This window comes from Salinispora goodfellowii, assembly GCF_059570675.1.
The window spans coordinates 216,840-241,115 of record NZ_JCANTD010000003.1; the positions used below are offsets into that span (position 1 = coordinate 216,840).

General features: G+C 71.3%; 24 protein-coding genes. 7 read left to right on the forward strand and 17 right to left on the reverse strand.

Translation table 11 applies throughout. From position 1 onward, the window contains the following. Positions 1–313 precede the first annotated feature (313 nt). Positions 314–1,579: a THUMP-like domain-containing protein gene (locus tag T398_RS05785; protein ID WP_496445300.1), complete on the forward strand. Its 1,266-nt coding sequence runs from the start codon at positions 314–316 to the stop codon at positions 1,577–1,579. On the opposite strand, the gene T398_RS05790 is transcribed toward T398_RS05785, so the two are convergent. Together T398_RS05790 and T398_RS05795 are read right to left on the reverse strand one after the other, a co-directional pair. Further along, positions 1,560–2,297 (reverse strand): ABC transporter permease, encoded by a 738-nt coding sequence (locus T398_RS05790; protein ID WP_496445302.1) that lies wholly within the window; start codon positions 2,295–2,297, stop codon positions 1,560–1,562. The genes T398_RS05785 and T398_RS05790 overlap by 20 nt on opposite strands. After that, positions 2,278–3,189 carry an ABC transporter ATP-binding protein gene (locus T398_RS05795; RefSeq protein ID WP_496445304.1) on the reverse strand — a complete coding sequence of 304 codons (912 nt, stop codon included), beginning with the start codon at positions 3,187–3,189 and terminating at the stop codon, positions 2,278–2,280. The genes T398_RS05790 and T398_RS05795 overlap by 20 nt, the downstream gene beginning before the upstream one ends. Before the next feature lie 84 nt (positions 3,190–3,273). Between T398_RS05795 and T398_RS05800 the strand changes: the two genes are divergently transcribed. The 5 genes from T398_RS05800 to T398_RS05820 all read left to right on the forward strand — a co-directional run bounded on the left by T398_RS05800 (position 3,274) and on the right by T398_RS05820 (position 8,577). Then, complete coding sequence (locus T398_RS05800) at positions 3,274–3,864, forward strand: TetR/AcrR family transcriptional regulator (RefSeq protein WP_496445306.1); 591 nt, start codon at positions 3,274–3,276, stop codon at positions 3,862–3,864. A 199-nt stretch (positions 3,865–4,063) separates the two neighbouring features. Continuing rightward, entirely contained in the window at positions 4,064–5,152 is a 1,089-nt protein-coding gene (locus tag T398_RS05805) for a sugar ABC transporter substrate-binding protein (RefSeq protein WP_496445308.1), read from the forward strand. Between the two features lie 104 nt (positions 5,153–5,256). Then, positions 5,257–6,072, forward strand: a complete 816-nt coding sequence (locus tag T398_RS05810; RefSeq protein WP_496445310.1) for an ATP-binding cassette domain-containing protein — start codon at positions 5,257–5,259, stop codon at positions 6,070–6,072. Further along, positions 6,069–7,331 (forward strand): sugar ABC transporter permease, encoded by a 1,263-nt coding sequence (locus T398_RS05815; protein ID WP_496445312.1) that lies wholly within the window; start codon positions 6,069–6,071, stop codon positions 7,329–7,331. Before T398_RS05810 ends, T398_RS05815 begins: the two co-directional genes overlap by 4 nt. Positions 7,332–7,395: 64 nt before the next feature. Continuing rightward, on the forward strand, positions 7,396–8,577 hold the full coding sequence (locus T398_RS05820; RefSeq protein WP_496445314.1) for an ROK family protein: 1,182 nt from the start codon (positions 7,396–7,398) through the stop codon (positions 8,575–8,577). Positions 8,578–8,611: 34 nt separating this feature from the next. Here the strand turns inward: T398_RS05820 and T398_RS05825 are convergent, their stop codons facing one another. From T398_RS05825 to glmS, 11 genes are all read right to left on the reverse strand, one after another. Continuing rightward, positions 8,612–8,866 (reverse strand): hypothetical protein, encoded by a 255-nt coding sequence (locus T398_RS05825; protein WP_496445316.1) that lies wholly within the window; start codon positions 8,864–8,866, stop codon positions 8,612–8,614. Then, positions 8,863–9,927: a tRNA (adenosine(37)-N6)-threonylcarbamoyltransferase complex transferase subunit TsaD gene (gene tsaD, locus T398_RS05830; RefSeq protein WP_496445318.1), complete on the reverse strand. Its 1,065-nt coding sequence runs from the start codon at positions 9,925–9,927 to the stop codon at positions 8,863–8,865. Before tsaD ends, T398_RS05825 begins: the two co-directional genes overlap by 4 nt. After that, complete coding sequence (gene rimI / locus T398_RS05835) at positions 9,920–10,423, reverse strand: ribosomal protein S18-alanine N-acetyltransferase (RefSeq protein WP_496445322.1); 504 nt, start codon at positions 10,421–10,423, stop codon at positions 9,920–9,922. The genes tsaD and rimI overlap by 8 nt, the downstream gene beginning before the upstream one ends. Next, on the reverse strand, positions 10,420–11,097 hold the full coding sequence (tsaB, locus tag T398_RS05840; RefSeq protein WP_496445324.1) for a tRNA (adenosine(37)-N6)-threonylcarbamoyltransferase complex dimerization subunit type 1 TsaB: 678 nt from the start codon (positions 11,095–11,097) through the stop codon (positions 10,420–10,422). Before tsaB ends, rimI begins: the two co-directional genes overlap by 4 nt. Positions 11,098–11,152: 55 nt before the next feature. Then, complete coding sequence (ung, locus tag T398_RS05845; RefSeq protein ID WP_496445326.1) at positions 11,153–11,854, reverse strand: uracil-DNA glycosylase; 702 nt, start codon at positions 11,852–11,854, stop codon at positions 11,153–11,155. A gap of 155 nt (positions 11,855–12,009) precedes the next feature. Next, positions 12,010–12,519, reverse strand: coding sequence for a tRNA (adenosine(37)-N6)-threonylcarbamoyltransferase complex ATPase subunit type 1 TsaE (gene tsaE, locus T398_RS05850; protein WP_496445328.1), 510 nt, complete (start codon positions 12,517–12,519; stop codon positions 12,010–12,012). Beyond that, the gene (locus T398_RS05855; protein WP_496445330.1) at positions 12,516–13,610 is read right to left on the reverse strand and encodes an alpha/beta fold hydrolase; all 1,095 of its coding nucleotides are present in this window, start codon (positions 13,608–13,610) and stop codon (positions 12,516–12,518) included. Before T398_RS05855 ends, tsaE begins: the two co-directional genes overlap by 4 nt. Next, positions 13,607–14,725: an alanine racemase gene (gene alr / locus T398_RS05860; RefSeq protein ID WP_496445332.1), complete on the reverse strand. Its 1,119-nt coding sequence runs from the start codon at positions 14,723–14,725 to the stop codon at positions 13,607–13,609. Before alr ends, T398_RS05855 begins: the two co-directional genes overlap by 4 nt. Positions 14,726–14,746: 21 nt before the next feature. Then, positions 14,747–16,252, reverse strand: coding sequence for an NAD(P)H-hydrate dehydratase (locus tag T398_RS05865; protein WP_496445334.1), 1,506 nt, complete (start codon positions 16,250–16,252; stop codon positions 14,747–14,749). Between the two features lie 43 nt (positions 16,253–16,295). After that, on the reverse strand, positions 16,296–16,664 hold the full coding sequence (locus T398_RS05870; protein ID WP_018222629.1) for a holo-ACP synthase: 369 nt from the start codon (positions 16,662–16,664) through the stop codon (positions 16,296–16,298). Between the two features lie 127 nt (positions 16,665–16,791). Further along, positions 16,792–18,705, reverse strand: coding sequence for a glutamine--fructose-6-phosphate transaminase (isomerizing) (gene glmS, locus T398_RS05875; RefSeq protein ID WP_496445336.1), 1,914 nt, complete (start codon positions 18,703–18,705; stop codon positions 16,792–16,794). Positions 18,706–18,867: 162 nt separating this feature from the next. Here glmS and T398_RS05880 point away from each other — a divergent pair, with 162 nt between their 5' ends. After that, positions 18,868–20,055, forward strand: coding sequence for a pyridoxal phosphate-dependent aminotransferase (locus tag T398_RS05880; RefSeq protein ID WP_496445338.1), 1,188 nt, complete (start codon positions 18,868–18,870; stop codon positions 20,053–20,055). Between the two features lie 42 nt (positions 20,056–20,097). On the opposite strand, the gene glmM is transcribed toward T398_RS05880, so the two are convergent. From glmM to T398_RS05900, 4 genes are all read right to left on the reverse strand, one after another. Further along, positions 20,098–21,453, reverse strand: a complete 1,356-nt coding sequence (gene glmM / locus T398_RS05885) for a phosphoglucosamine mutase (RefSeq protein ID WP_496445340.1) — start codon at positions 21,451–21,453, stop codon at positions 20,098–20,100. 114 nt (positions 21,454–21,567) lie between these two features. Further along, the gene (rpsI, locus tag T398_RS05890) at positions 21,568–22,032 is read right to left on the reverse strand and encodes a 30S ribosomal protein S9 (RefSeq protein WP_018217014.1); all 465 of its coding nucleotides are present in this window, start codon (positions 22,030–22,032) and stop codon (positions 21,568–21,570) included. Between the two features lie 20 nt (positions 22,033–22,052). After that, entirely contained in the window at positions 22,053–22,496 is a 444-nt protein-coding gene (gene rplM, locus T398_RS05895) for a 50S ribosomal protein L13 (RefSeq protein ID WP_018217015.1), read from the reverse strand. A gap of 241 nt (positions 22,497–22,737) precedes the next feature. Beyond that, complete coding sequence (locus tag T398_RS05900) at positions 22,738–24,105, reverse strand: NarK family nitrate/nitrite MFS transporter (RefSeq protein ID WP_496445342.1); 1,368 nt, start codon at positions 24,103–24,105, stop codon at positions 22,738–22,740. Positions 24,106–24,276: the final 171 nt, after the last annotated feature.

Consider the following 24,276-nt stretch of genomic DNA (forward strand, 5'->3'; position numbering starts at 1 on the left):
GGGCATACCCTCCTGGGGTACTTGGTTTCGTTACCGACCGGTAAACCGGCCAGCTCAATCTGCCACATGCCACCGGGCGGGGCCGTCGTCGCGGGTGCCGGTCCGCCTGGCGTTAACCTGCCGGGCACCAGGGCCCGGAGGTTGGCACCCTCAGGTCGAGAGTGCTAATCGCAGGTTATTCCTCGGCTAGCACTCCGTCAAGGAGAGTGCCAACAACCGCCCAGGGCGTCGCGCGTACGACGGGCGATGGGCCGGCGCCCGCCCGGCAACACCCCGACTCCGACCCCCACGGACCAGCCGGAAGAATGACGGGGTGGACCTGGGACAGCTGGCGTGGCTGCGTACCCCCGCGGGGTCGGCAGCACTGACGGCGGCCACCGAGGTGGCCGGGGGTGACCCGCTGGCCGCGGCGACGGCGCTCCGCTCCGCCGGGATCCCGGCCGGCCTGGCCGCGGCGGCGCTGACCCAGGCCGAGCTGCGCCGACGTGCGGTGGGCAAGTTCGGTCCGGTAGCGGCCGACATGTTCTTCACCCGAGCCGGCCTGGAGCAGGCCACCCGCCAGGTGGTGGCGCGGCGACGCGCCGAACGGCTGCGCACCAGCGGCGTCCGTGCCCTGGCCGACCTCGGCTGCGGAATCGGCGCGGACGCGCTCGCCGCCGCCCGGGCCGGGATCCGGGTGTACGGGGTGGAGGCCGACCCACTCACCGCCGCGACCGCCACCGCGAACGCCGAGGCGACCGGACTCGCCGAACGCTTCACCGTCGAACGCCGGGACGCGACCACCTTCGATCTGCACCGGGTGGACGGGGTCTTCTGTGACCCCGCCCGCCGGGCCTCCGGTCGGCGGATCTTCGACCCGAACGCCTACTCCCCACCGTGGGACTTCGTGCTCTCGCTGACCGAACGGGTGCCGCGGACGGTCGTCAAGGTGGCGCCCGGCCTGGACCACGCACTGATCCCACCCGGCGCGGAGGCGGAGTGGGTCAGCGTCAACGGCGACCTGGTCGAGGCCGCCCTGTGGTGCGGCGAGTTCGCGACGGTGGCCCGCCGCGCGACCGTGCTGCGAGAAGAGCCGCCGACCGACACCACCGGCCGGGTCGATCCCGCCACGCACCGCACCAGGGTGCACGAGCTGACCAGTTCCCGCGTCGCCGAGGCCCCGGTCGGGCCGGTCCGCCGCTACGTCTACGACCCGGACCCCGCGGTGGTCCGCGCGCACCTCGTCGCCGAGCTGGCCGGCGCCCTCGACGCCACCCTCGCCGACCCGACGATCGCCTACCTGTACGCCGACACTCCCACGCCGACCCCCTTCGCCCGCTGCCTGGAGATCACCGACGTACTGCCGTTCTCGCTGAAGCGGCTTCGTGCCCTGCTGCGCGAGCGGCGGGTCGGCCGGGTGGAGATCCGCAAGCGGGGTTCGGCTCTCGAGCCGGAGCAGCTCCGCCGCGATCTGCGGTTGAGCGGCGACCAGCCGGCCAGCCTCGTGCTGACCCGGGTGGACGGCGCCCCCACGGTGCTGATCTGCCGACCCGGCCCCGGCTGGGTCGCGGCGGATCGGCTCAGTCGCGTCGGGTCATGATGTGCAGGGTGGCGGCGAGGCCGAGGGCGCACCACGCGGCCAGGACCGCGTACGGCGCGGCCGAGACGCCCGCCGGGCCGGCGGTGAGGGAGTCGCGAACCACCTGCGCCATGTGCTGGAACGGCAGCACCTGGTGGACCGTCTGCAGCCACTCCGGGAGCCGGTCGGCGGGGAAGTTGATCGGCGAGAACATCAACGCGATGAAGACGATGAGCTGGGTCACCATGTTCGTCACCGGTGGCGGGGCCGCGTAGGCGATCGCGAGGCCGACGGTGGTCGCGGCGAGTGCGACCAGGACCGCAGCGGGTACGGCCAACCAGCTCACCCGAAGGGTGAGATCGAAGCGCAGCACCGCGACCAGCAGTCCGAGGAGCAGTCCCGGCGCCCCGACGACCAACCAGGTGGTGACCTCCGAGACCACCACCGCGGTCCGCGGCACGGGCAGCGTCTGGTGGTAGGTGAAGGTGCCCTCGGTCTTCGCGGTGGCGACCAGTTGCGGTGCCATCACCATGCCGATCGTGATCAGGCCCAGGGTCGGCGCCCCGGTGGCGAGGTAACGCGCGGTGGTCGGGTCGATCTGCGGCAGCAGGAACGCGAACCCGAGGACGATCCCCACCGAGAGGAAGATCTGGACGACCAGCACCAGCGAGAGCAGGTAGCGCAGCCGGATCGCCGACCAGCGCAGCAGGAGCAGGTAGCTACGAAACCAGTGCCGCATCGGGGTTTGCCTCCGGGTTCGCGGTCAGGGTGAGGTAGAACTCTTCGAGGCCGACGGGGTTGAGCGAGTAGTGGCTGGTCATCGACGTCGCCCAGGCCAGCGCGAGCTGCGCGTGCTCCGCGGCGAGGGTGATGGTGAGCCGGTCGCCCGCCCGGCTGGTGCGCAGCGCCCACGCCGGCACCGTCGGTGCGGCGGCCCCGCTCACCTCCAGGCGCAGCTGTCGGTCCGGAGCCAGTGCGGCCGGCGGGCCGGTGGCGGTGACCCGGCCGTGGTCCAGGATCACCACCGTGTCGATCACCCGTTCGGCCTCGGCGATGTTGTGGGTGACCAGGACGACTCCGCGCCCCGCCGCGGCCAGTTCCCGAACCTGCGCCCAGAGCAGGCGCCGGCGGGCCGGGTCCACGTCGTTGGTGGGTTCGTCCAACATGACCAGTCGGCCCGGCTCGACGACGGCCATGCAGAACGCGGTGAGCCGCCGCACCCCGCCGGAGAGGCGTTCGCCGGGCTGGTCCGCCCACTGCTCGATGTCCAGTGCGGCGAGCAGTTCGGCCGTACGGCGTCGCACCGCCCGGCGGTGACCGCCGCGGATCCTGCCGATGCTCTCGATCGCCTGCCGGGGCGTCACCCCGGTGAGTGGGGCGTGGGCCTGCGGCTGGAACGAGCAGACCGAGCGCGCCCAGGCGGGTTCGGCGACCGGGTCCCGGCCGAGCAGGGTGATCGCGCCGCCGGTGGGTCGAGCCAGGCCGACGACCTGGTTCAGCAGGGTGGTCTTGCCGGCGCCGTTGTGTCCGAGCAGGCCGAGGAGTTCGCCGCCGGCCACCGCCAGGCTGATGCCGTCGTTGGCGCGCACCCCACGGCGATAGACCTTGGTCAGATTGTCAATGTGCAGCATCAACACTCCGAATACTAGCCAGTATCTGGATACCGAACGGTATTTAGATACTGGGCCGTATGTCAATGGGGTAAGGTTCGGTGCATGGTGGAACGACTCACCCGGGCGCAGCGCCAGGAGCTCACCCGGGCACGCCTACTGGACGCCGCGGAGGCCCGGTTCGGCGACCGCGGGATTCACCAGACCTCCCTGGATGAGATCGCCGCCTCCGCCGGCCTCACCAAGGGCGCCATCTACGCGAACTTCAGCAGCAAGAACGACCTCGTCGCGGCGATCCTGGAGCGCAGGGTCGGCGGCCACGAAGAACCGCACCCGATCCAGTCCCTGGCCACCTGGGCGGCTCGCCTCGGCGACAGCTACGAGTCCAACGTGGACAGGGACGAGAACCGCCGCTTCGCGCTGGCGCTCATCGAGTTCTGGCTCCACGGCATGCGCAACGAACCCGCGCGAGCGCTCCTGGCCCGATGGCTCCAGACCGCCCGCGATGCCACCGCCCAGGACGCTGCCACCCTGACCGGCGCCAACCTCCCCCTCCCCGCCGACCAGCTGGCCACCCTGCTCCTGGCGCTCGACATCGGTGTTGGCCTCCAACGTCTACTGGACCCCGAGGCGGTACCGGCCGAGGTCTACACCGCTGGCGTCGAGGCGATTCTGGGGCGCGAACACCCGAAGTGACCCCCGCGCCGGTGACCGCACCGGGCAAGGGCACCGCAGACCGGCCCCGTCACAGCCCAGAGACCACGACGTTGCCGAATTGTTACTGCTGGCAACAAACTCATGACCTCGCCACTCTTGTGTCGTCCCGGGATCGCGGAATACGTTGCCGGGCACAACAAACCATCCCCCAATCCCCCACCCGGAAAGGACCCTGCAGATGCGCAAGGGTTTCCTCGCCGCTGCGACCGTCGGCCTCCTGGCCACCGGCAGCATGGCGGCCTGTGGCGACAACTCCGACGAGGAGTCGGCCGGCAAGACCCCCAAGGTCGGCGTGATCCTCCCGGACAGCAAGTCCTCCGCCCGCTGGGAGGGCGCGGACCGCAAGTTTCTGGAGGACGCCTTCAAGGAGGCCGGCGTGGAGGCCGACATCCAGAACGCGCAGGGTGACAAGACCGAGTTCCAGACCATCGCCGACCAGATGATCACCCAGGGGGTCACCGCCCTGATGATCGTCAACCTGGATTCCGGCACCGGCAAGGCCGTCCTGGACAAGGCCAAGTCGCAGGGGGTCGCCACCATCGACTACGACCGCCTGACCCTCGGCGGCTCCGCGGAGTACTACGTCAGCTTCGACAACGAGGCCGTCGGCGAACTCCAGGGCGAAGGCCTGATCAAGTGCCTCACCGACGGCGGCGTGCAGAACCCGTCGATCGTGTACCTGAACGGCGCGCCGACCGACAACAACGCCACCCTGTTCAAGAACGGCTACGACTCGGTCCTCAAGCCGAAGTTCGACGCCGGCGAGTACCAGCAGGTCGCGGACGACTCCGTCCCGGACTGGGACAACGCGCAGGCCGCCACCATCTTCGAGCAGCAGCTCACCAAGTCCGGTGGCAAGATCGACGGGGTACTCGCGGCGAACGACGGGCTCGGCAACGCCGCCATCTCGGTGCTGAAAAAGAACAAGCTCAACGGCAAGGTCCCGGTCACCGGCCAGGACGCCACCCCGCAGGGCCTACAGAACATCCTCGCCGGTGACCAGTGCATGACCGTCTACAAGGCGATCAAGCAGGAGGCCCAGGCCGCCGCCGAACTGGCCATCTCGCTGGCCAAGGGGGAGCGGAAGGAGACCGGCCAGACCGTCAAGGACCCGGAGAGCGGCCGGGATGTGCCCGCCGTGCTGCTCACCCCCCAGGCGATCTACCAGGAGAACGTCAAGGACGTCATCGCCGACGGCTTCGTGACCAAGGACGAGGTCTGCACCGAGGCGTACGCCGAACTCTGCGCGAGCGCCGGCATCAGCTGACCGCCGCCGTGGCCGTCGCCCGGCACGGGCCGCCCCGTGCCGGGCGACATGTCGCCGCATCCGGTGATACGACGATCTCCCCTCACGTGCGTTAAGGAGTCCCCGTGTCCGCGACCCCCCTGCTGGAGCTGCACGGGATCGACAAGAGCTTCGGTCCCGTCCAGGTCCTGCGTGATGTCACTCTCTCCGCCTTTCCCGGACAGGTGACCGCGCTGGTCGGCGACAACGGCGCCGGTAAATCCACTCTGGTCAAGTGCATCAGCGGCATCTACCCGACCGACGCCGGCGAGTTCCTCTTCAACGGCCGCCCGGTGAGCATCCACAACCCCCGCGACGCCGCCGCACTCGGCATCGAGGTCGTCTACCAGGACCTCGCGCTCTGCGACAACCTCGACATCGTGCAGAACATGTTCCTCGGCCGGGAGAAGCGGCACGGCCTCGTGCTCGACGAGCCGACCATGGAGCAGATGGCGGCGGACACGCTCGCCGGGCTCTCCGTCCGCACCGTCAAGTCGCTCCGCCAGCAGGTTTCCAGCCTCTCCGGAGGCCAACGGCAGACCGTGGCGATCGCCAAGGCGGTGCTCTGGAACAGCAAGGTCGTCATCCTGGACGAGCCGACCGCCGCACTCGGGGTCGCGCAGACCGCACAGGTGCTCGAGTTGGTTCGCCGGCTGGCCGACAACGGCCTCGCGGTCGTACTCATCTCCCACAACATGAACGATGTCTTCGCCGTCTCCGACCGGATCGCCGCGCTCTACCTGGGCCAGATGGTCGCCCAGGTGAAGACCACCGACATCACCCACGCCCAGATCGTTGAGCTGATCACCGCCGGCCGCTCCGGTGCGCTCGGGCTCAACGCGGGCAACGGATCGAACGACACCGGCGGGGAGCCCGCCGCCGCCCCGGGAGCCGCCCGATGACCAGCACCGCCCTCCCCGACCAGGAATCCGTGGCCACCCCCGCCGCCGTGCCCACCCTCACCAGCCACGTGCGCGGCTACCTAAGCCGGGTACGCGGCGGGGAGATCGGTGCCCTACCCGCCGTCCTCGGCCTGATCGTGCTCTGCACCGTCTTCGCGATCATGCGGCCGTCGTTCCTCACCACCGCCAACTTCGCCAACCTGTTCACCCAGGGGGCAGCGGTCACGCTGATCGCCATGGGGCTGGTCTTCGTCCTGCTGCTCGGTGAGATCGATCTCTCCGCCGGCTTCGCCAGCGGAGTCTGTGCCGCGGTGCTGGCCAACGTGGTCACCGTCCTCGGCTACCCGTGGTACGTCGCGGTGCTCGCCGCCGTTCTCACCGGAGTGTTGATCGGCAGCGTGCTCGGAATGCTGGTCGCGAAGATCGGCATTCCGTCCTTCGTGGTCACCCTCGCCGGCTTCCTCGCCTTCCAGGGCATCGTGCTGCTGCTGATGGAGGAGGGCAGGAACATCTCGGTCCGCGACCCGGTGCTGGTGGCGATCGCGAACCGCAACCTGCCACCGGCTCTCGGCTGGGCCCTGGCCGGGCTCGCCGTCGCCGGCTACGCCGCGGTCCAGACGATGCGGTACCGCAGCCGTGCGGCCCGGGGCCTGGTCACCGACCCGCGCACCGTGGTCCTCGCCCGGGTCGTCGGGCTGGCCGCCGTACTCGGCACGACGGTCTACCTCCTCAACCAGGAACGCAGCTTCAACGTCCTGATCAATTCACTCAAGGGCGTACCGATCGTGGTGCCGCTGATCGCGGTACTGCTGATCACTGGGACCTTCGTACTGCGGCGCACCAGCTACGGCCGGCACATCTACGCGGTCGGCGGCAACAAGGAAGCAGCCCGCCGGGCCGGCATCAACGTCGACCGGATCCGCATCTCCGTCTTCGTGATCTGCTCCGCGATGGCCGCGATCGGCGGCATTGTCGCCGCCAGCCGGGCCAACTCGGTCGACCCGAACACCGGTGGCAGTAACGTACTGCTCTACGCCGTCGGCGCGGCGGTGATCGGTGGCACCAGCCTCTTCGGTGGCAAGGGGCGGGTCCTCGACGCGGTGCTCGGCGGCGCGGTCGTCGCGGTGATCGACAATGGGATGGGTCTGATGGGCTACAGCTCAGGGGTCAAGTACGTGGTAACCGGGGTGGTCCTACTCCTCGCCGCCAGTGTGGACGCGCTGTCCCGGCGCCGGGCCGCCGCCAGCGGCGGCCGCTGACCGGGCCGGCCCGACCAGGCCACCGACGCCGCCCCGCCACCGCACTGAGGAGCAGCACGCCGCGATGCGCGCAGGACCGAGCCAGGACGAGATCCGTCGACAGAACCTCGGAGCGCTGCTGCGGTACGTCCACATGCACGGGGCGACGTCCCGGGCCGAGCTGACCACCACGCTGGGGCTGAACCGCAGCACCATCGGCGCACTCACCACCGACCTCGCCGCGGCGGGCCTGGTGAGCGAGGGGGCGCCGAAGGAGACCGGCCGGGCCGGACGACCGTCGCTGGTCGTCCGACCCGAGTCGGTCCGGGTGCACGTGTACGCGTACAGCATCGAGGTGGACCGGCTGCGGGCCGCGCGGATCGGGCTCGGCGGCGGGGTGCTCGACCGGCGGGAGCTGGCGCGTCCGCGCGGCATCACCGCCGCCGAGGCCGCGCCGTTGCTGGCCCGGGCGGCGCGGGAGATGCAACAGTCCGTGCCCGCCGACGCGATCTGCGTCGGCGCGGGCGTCGCCGTCTGCGGCCTGGTCCGCCGGGACGACGGGCTGGTCCGGCTCGGCCCCACGCTGGGCTGGGTGGATGAGCCGATCGGTGCGGCGATCGGTGCCGAGCTGGGGCCGGACGTTCCGGTCGTCGTCGGCAACGTCGCCGACATGGCGGCCTTCGCCGAACACACCCGCGGCGCCGCCACCGGCTGCGACAACCTGATCTACCTGTACGGCGATGTCGGCGTCGGCGCCGGCATCATCGCCGGTGGGCGTCGGCTGACCGGACACGGCGGCTACGGCGGCGAGGTCGGACACATGGTGGTCCGGCGGGACGGCATCCGCTGCGAGTGTGGGTCACGCGGCTGCTGGGAGACGGAGATCGGCGAACACGGGCTGCTGCAGGCCGCCGGCCGCTCCGACGCCCAGGGCCGAGACGCGGTGCTGGCCGTCTTCGAGGCCGCCGACCGGGGCGACGCCCGAGCCCAGACCGCGGTCCGCGCCGCCGGCGACTGGCTCGGCTTCGGCGTGGCCAACCTCGTCAACATCTTCAACCCGGAGTTGGTCATCTTCGGCGGTGCCATGCGGGACCTCTACCTGGCCGCCGCCGCCCAGGTGCGCAGCCGGCTCAACGCCAGCGCCCTGCCCGCCTGTGTGGAACACGTCCGGCTGCGCACCCCCGAACTCGGCGACGACGCCGCCCTGATCGGCGCGGCCGAACTCGCCTTCGAACGGCTCCTCGCCGACCCGCTGGACGTCCACTGAACCCCGTCCTCGGGTGGACTGATCGGCGCGGGGATCAGCGGTCGACCTGGGTGAAGTCCCAGGAGTACGGGGGACGCGCGACCAGGGTCACCGGCGCGTCGGGCAGGGGACGGGGGTTGCCCCGCCACTTCGAGATCACCACGACCCGGTGATCGGTGGAGGAGAAGACCTCGCTCGACACGTGCAACGGGTCGTGTTCGAACTCCGGCAGGGCGGTCTCGCAGACCCAGGTGATCAGGTCGGCCATCCCGTACGGCTCGGCCCGTACCTCCCACATCCGCACGATCATGTCTGCTCCTCCCCGGTAACACTGACTGTCGTCAGTGGCATCGCCGAATCGGCGGGCAGGTCCAGGCGGCTCGGCGCGACACCGGCGGCGACCAGGTGTGAGCCGAGCGCGGCGACCATCGCGCCGTTGTCCGTACACAACGTCGGGCGGGGCGTTCGCACCCGGATGTCGTACCTCGCCGCGCGCTGCTCGGCCATCGCCCGCAACCGCGAGTTGGCCGCCACCCCGCCCCCGATCACCAGGGTCTGCACCCCACTCGACCGGCAGGCATCCAGTGCCTTCCCGATCAGCACGTCGCAAACCGCCTCCTGGAAGGAGGCGGCGACATCGGCGACCGGGATGGGTTCGCCGGCCCGCTGCCGCCGCTCCACCCAACGCGCCACCGCGGTCTTCAACCCGGAGAAGGAGAAGTCGTAGCGGTGCGCTGCCAGGTCCTTGGCCGCGGTCAACCCGCGGGGGAACGCGATGGCCGCCGGGTCACCGGCGCGGGCCTCCCGATCGATGTACGGGCCACCGGGGAAGGGCAGCCCGAGGAGGCGGGCGACCTTGTCGAACGCCTCGCCGGCCGCGTCGTCGATCGTGGCGCCGAGCGGGGTGACACCCTGGGCCAGGTCGTCAACGAGCAGCAGCGACGAGTGCCCGCCCGAGACCAGCAGGGCGATCGCCGGCTCGGGCAGCGGACCGTGTTCCAGAGTGTCCACGGCGACGTGCGCGGCCAGGTGATTCACGCCGTACACCGGCTTGTCGGCGGCGACCGCGTACCCCTTGGCCGCGGCGACACCGACCAGCAGCGCCCCGGCCAGGCCGGGGCCGGAGGTTACCGCGATGGCGTCGACGTCGGCGAGCGTCACCCCCGCCTCCGTCAGCGCCCGGTTCATCGTCGGGACGATCGCCTCCAGGTGGGCCCGGCTGGCCACCTCCGGCACCACGCCGCCGAACCGGGCGTGCTGCTCGACGCTGCTGGCCAACGCGTCGGCGAGCAGGGTGTGGCCCCGGACAACACCGACCCCGGTCTCGTCGCAGGACGTCTCGATCCCCAGGACCAGGGGTTCGTCAGCCATCGGTCAACTCCTCGTCCCGGCGCATGACCAACGCGTCGGTGTTGCGCGGCTGGTAGTACCCGCGCCGCACCCCGATCGCCTCGAAGCCATGCGCCGCGTAAAGCTTCTGCGCCGGGGCGTTGTCCGCGGCCACCTCCAGCAGCGTGCCGTGCACCCGCAGGCGCGCCGCCTCGGCCAACAACGCGCGCAACAGCAGCCGCCCGACCCCCCGCCGCTGCGCCGACCGGCAGACGGCGATGTTCTGCACCCACGCCTCCTCGCCGGCGACAGCGGTGAGCCCCGCGTAGCCGAGCAGGTCTCCCCCCTCGGTCGCCACCAGGTAGTGGTGCCCGTTGGCGAGTTCGTTCCAGAACATCGCGGCGGACCACTGCTCGACACCGAAGAGGTCCGCCTCGATCGGCAACACCTCGGCGATGTGCCACCAGCGGAACCGCTCCAGGTGGAGTCCGCTCCCCCCGCCACCCGGTTCGCCGCCCCGGTTCGCTTCCCTACTCACGGCAGCACCGACTTGCGGCCCGCCGCCGCGACCGCGTCCGGGCGGCGCAGGTAGAGCGGGGTGAGCGGCTCACCGGGGGCACCGGCGGCGATCCGCTCCGCCGCGAGCTGCGCCAGGGCCACCGGCATCGGGTAGCGGGGCTCGTCGCCGACCGGCAACTCCAGCGTCGCCGCGTACCGGTGCGCGCCGTCGCCGACCGCGGCGACAACCGCCAGGTCATGGGCGCGGGCGGCGGCGACCGGTGGAGCGGAGACCTCGGGGCCGACGATCCGTTGGCCGGCCCCGTCGTACACCGCCCAGTAGATTTCCCGGCGGCGCGCATCGGTCGCCGCTAGCACCGGCTCACCGGCGGCGGCCGGGAAGCCGATGGCGTCCAGCGAACAGACCCCGTAGGTCGGCACGCCGAGCGCCTGCCCCATCGTGGCAGCGGTGACCAGCCCCACCCGCAGCCCGGTGAACGGGCCCGGCCCGAGGCCGGCGACGATCGCACCGAGAGTGGAGGGGCGCACACCGAGCTCGGCCAGGACCGCGTCAACCTGTGGGGCGAGCAGCTCACCGTGGGCTCGGGCGTCAACGGCGCAGCGCTGCGCCGTCACCTCGACGCCGGCCGCCGTGACCTGCACCAGCGCGGCGATCACCGCGGGAGTCGAGCTGTCCACCACCAGTACGAGCACGGTGAACCAGCCTAGCCGCCCGGCTGCCGGAGCCGGCCCCGCCCCGGCAGAGTGATCAGGCGGCGGCGCGCTCCCAATCGATCGTCGGCAGACCGGCGTCGGCGAGCGCCTTGTTGGCCGCGCTGAACGGGCGGCTGCCCAGGAACCCCCGCGGGTTCATCGGGCTGGGGTGTCCCGCCTCCAGCACCACGTGGCTCGGGTTTGTCACCAAAGCCGCCTTTTTCCGGGCATAGCCACCCCAGAGCAGGAAGACCACCCGGTGCTCTACCGCGTTCAACGCCCGAATCGTCGCGTTGGTGAACTCCTCCCAGCCGCGGTTGGCATGGGAACCGGGGCTGGCCTCGCGGACCGTCAGCACCGAGTTGAGCAGCAGCACACCCTGCGCGGCCCAGCCGTCCAGATTTCCACCGGCCGGCCGCGGCACACCCAGATCAGCGCCCAACTCCTTGAAGACGTTGCGCAGTGAGGGCGGCGTCGGCACCCCCGGGCGGACGCTGAAGCTCAGCCCGTGCGCCTGCCCGGCCCGGTGATAGGGATCCTGACCGAGGACCACCACCCGGGTCTCCGTCGGCGGGCAGAGCCGGTAGGCCGAGAAGAGATCCGCCACGGGCGGAAAGACGGTCTGGGTGGCGTACTCCTGCGCGACGAAACCGGCAAGCTCAGCGGTGCGGGCCGGGTCGAGCTGCGGGGCGAGCGCGGACCGCCAGCCCGACGGCAGCAGGGCCAGCAGATCCAGGGTGGGTGCGTCGTCGGGCATCAGCGGCCTTTCCGGTCGGGGCGTCCCGCGCACTCTAGTCGCCGACCCCGACAGCACCGGCCACCTCCCCGCGCCAGCGGGCGAGGCTACCCCGGGTCGCCACCTCGACCCCAACCATGACGGCCCACCCCTCGTCCGGGGACCGGTCGGCTGGCTCAGCTGTCGATGAATCCGGGGCTACCGGTCAGCCGGGCGCTCCAGTCGCCACCGACCGGTTCCAGGTCGACCAGCCGGGTGTCGTCGTCCCGGCGGTCGATCCGAACCCACAGGTGCTCCGCGACGAGTTGCTCGGCGAGCCCCTCGCCCCACTCGACCACGGTCACCGCCTCGTCCACCGACGCGTCCAGATCCAGGTCGTCGAGCTCGGCACGGGGGTCGCTCGCAGCACCCAGGCGGTACGCGTCGGCGTGTACGAGAGGCACCGAGCCGCCCCGAACCGGATCGGGTTGGTGTACCCGCGCGATCACGAAGGTGGGGGAGGTGACCCCCCCGGCCACCCCCAGGCCGGCGCCGATGCCCTGGGTGAGGGCCGTCTTGCCAGCACCGAGCGGACCGGTCAGCAGCAGCAGGTCCCCCGCCCGGAGAAGGCCGGCCAGCCGGCGGCCGAAGGCGTGCGTGTCGGCGACGGTCGGCAGGGTGAATCGGATCGGCCTTCCGGGGTTCACAGCTCCTCCAGGAACCGGGTCAACGCCGCGTTCACCTCGTCGGCGTGTTCCAACATCACCACATGCCCGCTGTCGGGGATCTTGACGAACTCGGCGTGCGGCAGCCGGCGGACGATCTCCTCCGAGTGCGCCACCGGCGTGATCATGTCTTTCTCCCCCACCAGCACCAGCACCGGCGCGCTGGTGAGCGCCGCCAGAGCCGGAAACCGGGAGTGGGTGGCGAGCGTTCGCAGGTAGCGGGTGACGGTGTCGGCGGAGGTCCGGGAGTTCATCTCCTCGACGTAGGAGACCAGAGCCGGGCTGGGGTGACCGGCGCCGAAGCCGTACCGGCGGGTGAGCAGCCAGGCCACGTTGGAGGTGGACCGACGCGCTCGGTCGATCACCGGGCTCCCGTAGCGGGCGGCGTTGCTCATCAGGTGCAGCACCGGCGTACCGACCCGCCCCAGCAGCGCCGGGGCGACCAGCTTGGTCTCGGCGAGCAGCCCACCGGAGGTGGCCAGCAGCACGGTGCCCACCACCCGGTCCCCGAACAGCTCCGGGAAGAGTTCCGCGAACGCCATGATGGTCATACCACCCATCGAGTGGCCGACCAGCACCAGCGGGCCCTCCGGCGCGGTCCGGTCGAGCACCGCGCGCAGCGTCCGACCGAGTGCGGTCAGGTCGTACTCTCCGGTTTCCAGCTGGCCGGAGTGCCCGTGCCCCGGCTGGTCGTACGCCACGATCCGGTGCTCGCCCCGGGCGGCGAGCAGCTTGCGCTGGAAGTGGAAGGTGCCCTGGTCCAGGCAGAACCCGTGCACCAGCACGATGGTGGGATTCCCGGTGACCGGCCGGGCCGGCTCGACCACCTCCACGTGGATGTCGGTGCCGTCCGGCATCTCCACCCGCAACGCCTCGTCGAACCGCCGCTCGCCGAAGTCCTCGCCGGCGTACCGGTCGGTGGGGTCGGCCTTCAGCCGACGGACCAGCGCGCGTTCGGTCGCGACGCCGGCGACGAGACCGGCGGCCGCGACACCGACGGCGGCCAACGCGCCGATCGCGGCCCGGGGGTGGCTGGCCCGGGGCAGCGGAACCCGGAACCGGGACGCGGTCACGGACGCTCGCCGTCGTAGCAGCGGGGCACCCGGGTGCTGCCGAAGCGGGTGACGATCTCGTAGTTGATCGTGCCGACCGCCTCGGCCCAGTCGTCGGCGGTGGGCTCCCCGTTCCGTCCGGCGCCGAAGAGGGTGGCCACGTCTCCCGGCGCGACCGGATCGTCGCCGCAGTCGAGCACGAACTGGTCCATACAGACCCGGCCGGAGATGGTCCGCCGAACGCCACCGAGCTGCACCGGGCCGCTGTTGGACGCGTCCCGGGGGACCCCGTCGGCGTACCCGAGTGGAATCACGGCGAGGTTGCTCGCCCGTTCGGTGGTGTACGTGTGGCCGTAGGAGACTCCGGCCCCCGCCGGGACCTGCTTGGTGAGCATGACGCGGGCCCGGGCGGTCATCGCCGGTCGCAGGCCGAATCGCTCTCCGGCCACCGGCGAGAGCCCGTAGACGGCCAGCCCGGGACGGACCAGGTCGAAATGGGCGTCCGGCCGGGTCAGCGTGGCCGCCGAGTTGGCCAGGTGGCGGTAGCGCGGGCGCAGCCCCGCCTGCTCCACCATGCGCAACCCCTCGTGGAAGACGGCAAGCTGGCGGTCGGTGGTCGGGTGTCCGGGCGCGTCGGCATACACGAGGTGGCTCCACACCCCCACCACCTCGACCGCGCCGTCCGCCTGCGCCTTCGCCGCGGCATCGAGCAGCCCCGGCCACTGCGAGACGGTCGCGCCACCCCGGGACAGCCCAGTGTCGATCTTGAGGTGCAGTCGGGCGGGACGCCCGGCCACCCGGCCCGCCTCGACCATCTCGTCGAGCTGCGCCACGCTGGCCGCGCCGAGATCAATACCGGCCAGCACCCCTTCGTGCAACGGCAGGCCCGGCGCGAGCAGCCAGGCCAGAATCGGCACGGTGATCCCGGCCCGGCGCAGGGTGAGCGCCTCGTCGAGGGTGCAGACACCGAGCCAGTCGGCACCACCATCCAGCGCGGCGTGGGCGGCCGGGACCATGCCATGGCCGTACCCGTCCCCCTTGACCACCGCCATCAACTCGGCGGCGCTACCGGAGCGCAACCAACTCACGTTCTCACGGATCGCGTCAAGGTCGACGCGTACCTCGGCCTGCCACATGCCCCCAGCCTACTGAGTTGATCAGGAATTGGGCCCGCCCCAGGTCGATCCACCGACCCACCCGAGCCCGGCCAGCACCGGGCGCAGGGCTACGGCGACATCGGGCGAGGCCACCGGGCCGCCCCGCGCCGCCTCCCGGCCGGCGAGCCCGTGCAGGTAGGCCGCCGCGGCGGCGGCCCGCTCCGGCGCGAGACCCGCGGCCAACAACGAGCCAAGCAGCCCAGCCAGCACGTCGCCGGTACCGCCGGTGGCCAGGGCCGCGGTCCCGGTCTGGTTGACCAAGGCCCGGCCGTCGGGCGTGCCGATCACCGTCCGGTCGCCCTTGAGTAGCACCACGGCGTTCATCCGGGCGGCCAGACGCAACGCGGCAGCGACCCGGTCGTCGCCGGGAGCCTCGCCGGCGAGCCGGGCGAACTCCCGATCATGCGGGGTGAGCACGACCGGGGCGTCCCGCCGCCGAAGTTGGTCGGCGAGGGAGCCCACAGCAAGCAGGGTCAACGCGTCCGCGTCGAGCACCGCCGGCACCGGTGCCGCGAGCACCGCCCGCAGCGCACCCGCCGCCTCGTCACCGGTGCCCAGCCCGGAGCCGCACACCCACGCCTGCACCCGACCGGCCTCGGCGACCCGGTCGGTAGCGATCACCGACGGGTGTTGGCGCAACACCTCCGTCCGGGCGGTGCCGGCGTAGCGGACCAGGCCGGTTGGGCCGGCCAACGCACCGGCCACCGAGAGCACCGCGGCGCCGGGGTAGCCGGCCGAGCCGGTGGCGAGACCGACCACACCCCGGCTGTACTTCTCTGCCGCCGGTCCGGGTCTGGGCCACCAGTCGGTCACGTCCGCCCCCTCGGTGACCTGCAGCGCCGCGGTGCCACACAGCCAGGGCTCCAGCCCGATGTCGACCAACTCCACCTGGCCGGCCAAGGGCGCCGCCGCGCCCACCACCAGTGCGGGCTTCAAGGCACCGAAGGTCACCGTGACGTCGGCGTGGATCGCCGCCGGCTCACCAGACGCGGTCAGCGGCACCTGCCCGGTGTCGACCGACACCCCACTCGGTACGTCCACCGCGACCACTGTCGCCCGGCCACCGGCCCGCCCGCGACACTGCCCGAGGCCCGCCGCGAGCTGCGCCGCGGGCGCCCGGAGCCCACCGCTGCCACCGATCCCGACGATGCCGTCGAGCACCAGGTCCACCCGGGCCGGTGGGCGGTCGACCAGCCGGCCGCCCGCGGCCCGCAGCGCCGCCAACGCCTCGGCGTGCGCCCGGCCCGGAGCCAGTAACAGCGCCGACACCGCCGCCCCGCGCCGGGCCAGCCGGGCGCCGGCGAAGAGCGTGTCGCCGCCGTTGTCGCCCGAGCCGACCAGCAGCAGCACCGGGGCGCCGTAGACACCACCCCGGTCGGCGAGGAGCAGCGCACAGCGGCGGGCGAGCCCCGCGGCGGCCCGCTGCATCAGCGTCCCGGGCGGGAGCGTCGCCAGCAAGCCCGCCTCGGCGGCGCGTACGTCCGCCACCCGCCACACCGGTCTCATCCCACTCCGTCCCCGTGCCCGACTGGACCGGGCACGCCACCGATCAGCGTTCCGCGACCACCATGGCCGACGCGATGCCCCCGTCGTGCGACAGCGACAGGTGCCACCGGTTGGCCCCCCGCTCGACCGCCGCCGCCGCGACCGTGCCGGAGACGGTCAACCACGGCCGGCCATCCGGATCCGGCACGATCTCGCAGTCGTGCCAGCTCAGCCCGCTCGGGGCACCGAGCGCCTTGGCCACCGCCTCCTTCGCCGCGAAGCGGGCGGCGAGCGACTCGGGCGAACGGGCGTTACCAGAACTGGTGTACCGCTCGGCTTCGGTGAAGAGCCGGTCGGCGAGCAGCGGCGTCCGGGTCAGCGCACGCGCGAACCGCTCCACCAGGACCACGTCGATGCCGACCCCGACGATCATGCGCTCACCTTACCGGCGCGGTGCCCCGCGCATGCTGCCGTTGCCGCCACTCGGGACACCCCCGCCGGGTCGCCATCCGCGGGCACGACGGCCGGCGTGCCCACGGCGTTCCTGGCGACCTCGCGAATCACTCGACGGTGACGGACTTCGCCAGGTTGCGGGGCTGGTCAACGTCGTGGCCCCGGGCAGCGGCGATCTCCGCGGCGAAAACCTGCAGCGACACGGTGGTCACCAGCGGTGTGAGCAGGGTCGGCGTACGCGGCACGTAGATCAGGTGGTCGGCGTACCGGACGACAGACTCGTCCCCCTCCTCGGCGATCACGATGGTCCGGGCGCCCCGGGCCCGCACCTCCTGGATGTTGGAGACGATCTTGTCGTGCAGCATGCCGCGGCCGATCGGCGACGGCACGATGCAGATCACCGGGGTGCCCTCGTCGATGAGCGAGATCGGGCCGTGCTTCAACTCGCCCGCGGCGAAGCCCTCGGCGTGCATGTACGCCAGTTCCTTGAGCTTCAGGGCGCCCTCCAGGGCTACCGGGTAGCCGACGTGCCGACCGACGAAGAGCACGGTCGACTCGGACTTCAGCTCCCGGGCCAGTTCGCGTACCGGCTCGATCCGCCCCAGCAGCTCGCGCAGCTTGCCCGGCACCTCCTGGAGCTGGGACACCACCGCGGCGACCTCGTCGGCGAACTTGATCCCGCGCACCTGGGCCAGATGCAGGCCGATCAGGTAGCAGGCGACGAGCTGGGTCAGGAACGCCTTGGTGGAGGCGACCGCGATCTCCGGCCCACCGTGGGTGTAGAGGACCGCGTCGGACTCCCGGGGAATGGTCGAGCCGTTGGTGTTGCAGATCGCCAGGACGCGGGCCTTCTGGTCCTTGGCGTGCCGCAGCGCCATCAGGGTGTCCATCGTCTCGCCGGACTGCGAGATCACCACGATGAGGGTGGACCGGTCGAGCACCGGGTCGCGGTAACGAAACTCGCTGGCCAGCTCCACCTCGCAGGGGATCCTTGTCCAGTGCTCGATCGCGTACTTGGCCACCATTCCGGCGTGGTACGAGGTACCGCAGGCGACGATGAAGATCTTGTCCACGTCGCGCAGGTCCTGGTCGCTGAGGCGAACCTCGTCAAGCATGATCTCGCCGGTCTCGGTGAGCCGGCCCAGCAGCGTGTCGGCGACAGCCTGCGGCTGCTCCGCGATCTCCTTGAGCATGAACCAGTCGTAACCGCCCTTCTCCGCGGCGGAGGAGTCCCAGTCGATGTGGAAGTCCCTGCCGGTGGCGGGCTGGCCGGCGAAGTCGGTGATCTCGATACTGTCGGCGGTGATCAGGACGAGCTGATCCTGACCCAGCTCGATCGCTTCGCGGGTGTGCTCGATGAACGCCGAGACGTCGCTCGCCAGGTAGTTCTCGCCGTCGCCCCGGCCGACGACCAGGGGCGAGTTACGCCGCGCGCCGACCACCGCGCCCGGAACACCGGCGTCCACGGCGAGCAGGGTAAAGGCCCCCTCCAGGCGCTGACAGACGACCCGCATGCCGGCGGCGAGCAGCTGCGGCCCCTCCGGATGCCCGGCGGAACGCAGGTCGGCGAGGGCCCCGGCGAGCAGGTGGGCGGTGCACTCGGTGTCGGTGTCGCTGCCGAACTGGACCCCGTCGGCCTCCAACTCGGCGCGCAGCTTCGCGAAGTTCTCGATGATGCCGTTGTGGATCACCGCAACCCGACCGTCCGGGGAGAGGTGCGGGTGGGCATTGCGGTCGGTGGGGCCGCCGTGGGTGGCCCAGCGGGTGTGGCCGATTCCGGTGACCCCATCCCCGATCCCGATCGGGGATGCGGCGCAGGCCTCCGGATCCCGCGCGGACCGCTCGGCGAGGACCTTCTCCAGGTTGGCCAGCTTGCCGGCCTTCTTCTCCGCCAGCAGCTCATCCGCGCAGATGATGGCGACGCCCGCCGAGTCGTAGCCGCGGTACTCCAGCCGTCGCAGCCCATCGAGCACAATGCCGAGCGCCGGACGCGCACCGGCGTAACCCACGATTCCACACATGGGTGGCAGCCTAACCCAGTTTCAATCATCGGAGGTGCTCGAAAGGCGGGTAAACAAGCATTGGCTTTGAGCGAATGGTGCGAGTGGTTACCGAGCGTCACGAAGAACGATCGGCGACCGTGGTGGGTTGAACCGACCCGGACAGTCCGTAGGCTGACAGACGTGACGACCGCCCATGTCGATGCTTTGGTAGCCCGAATGCGCCCCTTCGGGACGACAATCTTCGCCGAGATGTCCGCCCTCGCCAGCCGTACCGGGGCGGTCAATCTCGGGCAGGGCTTTCCGGACAGCGACGGTCCACCCGAGATGTTGGCGGCCGCGGCGGAGGCGCTGCGCGGCGGACAGAACCAGTACCCACCCGGGCCCGGCATCCCCGCCCTCCGCGCCGCCGTGGCCGCACACCAGCAACGGTTCTGGGAGCTGGAGTACGACCCCGAGGGCGAGATCGTGGTGACCGCGGGCGCCACCGAGGCGATCGCGGCGGCGATCCTGAGCCTCTGCGAGCCCGGCGACGAGGTGGTCTGCTTCGAGCCCTACTACGACTCGTACGCCGCCTCGATCGCGCTCGCCGGCGCCCGTCGACGCCCCGTGACGTTGCGCCCCGGAGCAGCCAGCCGGTACGCGGTCGACCCGGACGAGCTGCGCGCCGCGTTCGGGCCGCGTACCCGGCTGGTGCTGCTGAACTCCCCGCACAACCCCACCGGCAAGGTCTTCACCCCCACCGAACTGGCGCTGGTGGCCGAGCTGTGCCACGAGTACGACGCGTACGCCGTCACCGACGAGGTCTACGAACACCTCGCCTTCACCGATGCCGCCGCCGGCCACGTGCCCCTCGCCACGTTGCCCGGGATGCGGGCACGGACGCTGCGGATCTCCTCAGCCGGCAAGACCTTCTCCTGCACCGGCTGGAAAGTCGGCTGGGCGAGTGGGCCGGCGTCGCTGGTGTCGGCGGTCCTGCGGGTCAAGCAGTTCCTCACCTTCGTCAACGCCGCACCGTTGCAACCCGCGGTCGCGGTGGCGCTGGGCCTGGCCGACAGCTACTTCACCGAGCTCCGGGCCGGGATGCAGGCCCGCCGGGACCAACTCGTCACCGGCCTCGCCGATGCCGGGTTCGGGGTCGGACCACCGGAGGGCACCTACTTCGTCACCGCCGACGTGACCCCGCTCGGCGCCCGAGACGGGGTCGAGTTCTGTCGCGCGCTGCCGGAACGCTGTGGCGTGGTCGCGGTCCCGACCCAGGTCTTCTACGACGACCCGGAGGCCGGCCGGCGGCTGGTCCGGTTCGCCTTCTGCAAACGCCCGGAGATCCTGGCCGAGGCCGTCACCCGGTTGCGGCGGCTGGCCTGGTGAACGCGCCCCGCCAGCACCCGTCGCCGGCGGGGATGCACCAGGTCAGCTGACCGGGCTGGCGGTGCGGACCTGCTCGGCGATCCGCTCGGCCACCGCCCGCGCCGTCGTCTCGGTACCGGCCTCCACCATCACCCGGACCAGTGGCTCGGTGCCCGAGGGACGCAGCAGGACCCGGCCGGAATCGCCCAGCTCGGCCTCGGCCCGCGCGACCTCGGCCCGTACGGTCGGAGCCGCCGCACCCACGGTACGGTCACCGACCGGCACGTTGAGCAAAACCTGAGGCAGCGGAGTAACCACGGCTGCCAGCTCGGCCAGGGACTTGCCGGTCCCCGCCATCCGGGACATCAGGTGCAGGCCGGTCAGCACGCCGTCGCCGGTGGTCGCGTGGGCGGGCATCACGATGTGTCCGCTCTGCTCGCCACCGAGCGCCAGGCCGGAGGCGCGCAGCTCCGCCAACACGTACCGGTCACCGACCTTCGTCTCGACCAGCCGAATCCCCTCCCGCGACATGGCTATCCGCAGGCCGAGGTTACTCATCACGGTCGCTACCAGGGTGTCGTCGGTGAGCGTGCCGGCCTCCCGCATCGCCAGTGCGAGGATCGCCATCACCTGATCGCCGTCCACCTCGTCACCATCGGCGCTGACCGCCACGCAACGGTCGGCGTCGCCGTCATGGGCGATGCCCAGCTGCGCGCCGTGCTCGACGACGGCCTGCCGGAGCGCCGCCACGTGGTTGGAGCCGCACTCGTCGTTGATGTTGAGACCGTCGGGCTCCGCGTGGATCGCGACCACCTCGGCGCCGGCCGCCCGGTACGCCGCCGGGGCCACCTCGGCGGCGGCGCCGTTGGCACAGTCCACCACGACCTTGATCCCGTCCAGCCGGTGTGGCACGGTGCCGGCCAGGTGCTGCACGTAGTGGTCGGCGCCGTCGAGCAGGTCGTGGACCCGGCCGACCCCCGCCCCCACGGGGCGCTTCCAGGCGGTCGTCGCGTTCGTCTCGACCGCCGTCTCGATCTTCATCTCGATCTCGTCCGGTAGCTTGTGCCCACCGGCGGCGAAGAGCTTGATGCCGTTGTCCGGCATGGGATTGTGCGAGGCGGAGAGCATCACCCCGATATCGGCCTTGGCCTCCGCGGTGAGGAACGCCACTGCCGGGGTCGGCAGGACGCCGACCCGTACGACGTTCGCGCCGGCACTGGTCAGCCCGGCCACCACCGCGGCTTCCAGCATCTCGCCGCTGGCCCGGGTGTCCCGGCCGACAACGGCCAGCGGGGGGTGGCTCCGATCCGCCTCGGCGAGGGTGTGCGCGGCAGCAACCGCCACCGCGAGCCCCAACTCGGGCGTGAGATCCGCGTTCGCCCGTCCCCGTACCCCGTCCGTGCCGAACAACCGACCCATTCCCGTCGAACCTCCGATGCGACTGCCGATGGTGAAAAACGGAAACGGCCGGGCCACCTCCGTTCGCAGGAGGCGGCCCGGCCGTCCGTCAGAAGTACAACGAGCAGCTGATCGTCAGCGCTTCGAGTACTGAGGAGCCTTACGGGCCTTCTTGAGGCCGTACTTCTTGCTCTCCTTGACCCGCGCGTCCCGGGTCAGGAAGCCGGCCTTCTTGAGTGCCGGACGGTCGTCCGGCTCGCTGGCAATCAGCGCGCGGGCGATGGCCAGCCGGAGCGCACCGGCCTGGCCGGTGGTGCCGCCGCCCCGCAGGTTCGCGATGACGTCGAACTGCTCCGCCTTCTCGGTGGTGACCAGCGGGTCCTTGATCAGCTGCTGGTGCACCTTGCTCGGGAAGTACGCCTCAAGGTCGCGGCCATTGCAGGTGATCTTGCCAGTGCCCGGGACGATACGGACCCGAACGATGGCCTCCTTGCGGCGACCCACGGTCTGGATCGGCCGGTCACCAAGGGGCGCGCGGACGACGGGCGCCAGCGCCTCGGCGGCCTCGGGGGCGACCTCGGTGGCGATGATGTCGGTCATGCTGCTTCCTTCGCCCGCGCTCACTGCGCGATCTGCTTGATCTCGAACGGCACTGGCTGCTGCGCGCCGTGCGGGTGCTCGGCACCGGCGTAGACCTTCAGCTTCTTGATCAGCTTCCGGCCCAGCTTGTTGTGCGGGAGCATGCCCTTCACGGCCAGCTCAACGGCCCGCTCGGGGCGCTTGGTCAGCAGCTCGTCGTAGCCGACCTGCTTGAGGCCGCCGGGGTAACCGGAGTGCCGGTAGGCGATTTTCTGCTGCCGCTTGTTACCGGTCAGCGCGACCTTGCCGGCGTTCACGATGACGACAAAGTCGCCCGTGTCGACGTGCGGCGCGAAAGTCGGCTTGTGCTTGCCGCGCAGCAACGTGGCGGCATGGGTGGCCAAGCGGCCCAGCACGACATCAGAGGCGTCGATAACGTGCCACTGACGCTCGATCTCACCCGGCTTCGGGCTGTACGTACGCACAGGTTTACCTTGTCTCGTCGTCGGTCTGGGGCCTGCGCACCGGGTGACCATGACTTTCAGCCGAGCCAGCGCGCACGAACGACCAAGCGCACCTCAGACGGCACGCCCCTAGATGTCGCACAACAGCAGGTAACGATACCCAACGCCGGGCCAGCCGGCAAAACCGGGTCCGGTCGGCCCGGCGGGCTGGGCCGGAGCCGGCTGGCTTCCCGCCCACGGTACCGGTCGACGATGACCGAAGTCACACCCGAGCCGAGGCCAGCCGGGCCCCCGGGCGCAGGTACACAGCCCACGTCAGCACGGTCAACAGCAGGAAGAAGCCGACATAGAACCACAGCGCCGGCTGAATGCTGCCGTACGCCGACTTCGCCCACGCGTAGCAGATCGGGACCAGGAAGCCGCCGAAGGCGCCGATCGCGGAGATGATCCCGAGCGCCCCGGCCGCCTGCCGGCGCATGGCACGCATGGTCTCCGGCGAACCGCCGAGCTCCTCCCCCCGCACCTGGAAGATCCGAGAGATCATCCGGTACGTCGATCCGTTGCCGACCCCGGTGGCCACGAACAACAGCATGAAGGCCAGGAAGAAGAGCTCCAGCCACCGCTCCCGCACCGACCACAGCGCCAGGTACGCACCGCCGGTCATCAACACGAAGCTGGCCACGGTGACCCGGGCACCACCGATGGCGTCGGCGAGACGACCACCGAAGGGTCGGCAGAGTGAGCCCACCGCCGCACCGAGGAACGCCCAGGACAACGCGATGTCGGGCCGGCCGAAGACCCCGTTGAGCAGCGTCGGGAAGGCCGCCGAATAGCCGATGAAGGAGCCGAACGTGCCGACGTACAAAAGCGACATGATCCAGGTGTTCCGGTCCCGCAGCGAAGACCAGACCGGCCCCACGTCCGCCTTGGCCTCGACCAGGTTGTCCATGCACAGGTAGGCGCAGACCGCCGCGATCACCGCGAGCGGGAGGTACATCAGGCCGGCTCGGGCCAGCGCGAGGCCACCGCCGAGCACGATCACCTGCGGCACCAGGAACTGCACGACGGCGACCCCGATGTTGCCGCCCGCCGCATTCAGCCCAAGCGCCCACCCCTTCTCCCGCTCCGGGTAGAAGAACGAGATGTTCGCCATGCTGGAGGCGAAGTTCCCGCCGCCGAACCCGGCCGTGGCCGCGATCAGCAGCAACGGCACGAAGCCGATCTCCGGGTGCTGCACCGCCCAGGCCAACCCGGCAGCCGGAACGATCAGCAGCAGGGCGGAGATCACGGTCCAGTTCCGCCCACCGAAGACCGGCACCGCGAAGGTGTACGGCAGCCGCAACAACGCGCCGACGCCGCTGGGCACGGCGGTCAGCCAGAGCGCCTGGCTGGTGGTGAGCGTCCAGCCGACATCGTCCAACCGGACCACCACGATGCTCCAGAGCAGCCAGACGGAGAACCCGATGTGCTCGGCGAAGATCGAATAGATCAGATTGCGCCGGGCGACAGCCCGGCCGACGGTCCGCCAGAAGTGCTCGTCCTCCGGATCCCAGTGGCCAATCCAGCGGCCCCGGCCGCGGTGTAGGTCGATCTCCTCCGCGGTGGTCGTCGCGGGCACGCTCGTCGTCATCAGGCGCTCCTTCCGGCCGGGCCGTCCTGACCCGCCGGCCGCACCGGTTGTTCGGTGTCGAGCGGGCCCGGCTGGAACCTAGGAAGCCGGCGTTACCGCAGCGTTCGTCGCTGGATTCGGGGAGGCAACGGTGCGCGCACCGAGCTGGTCACCGGCCGGTGAGGAGCGCTC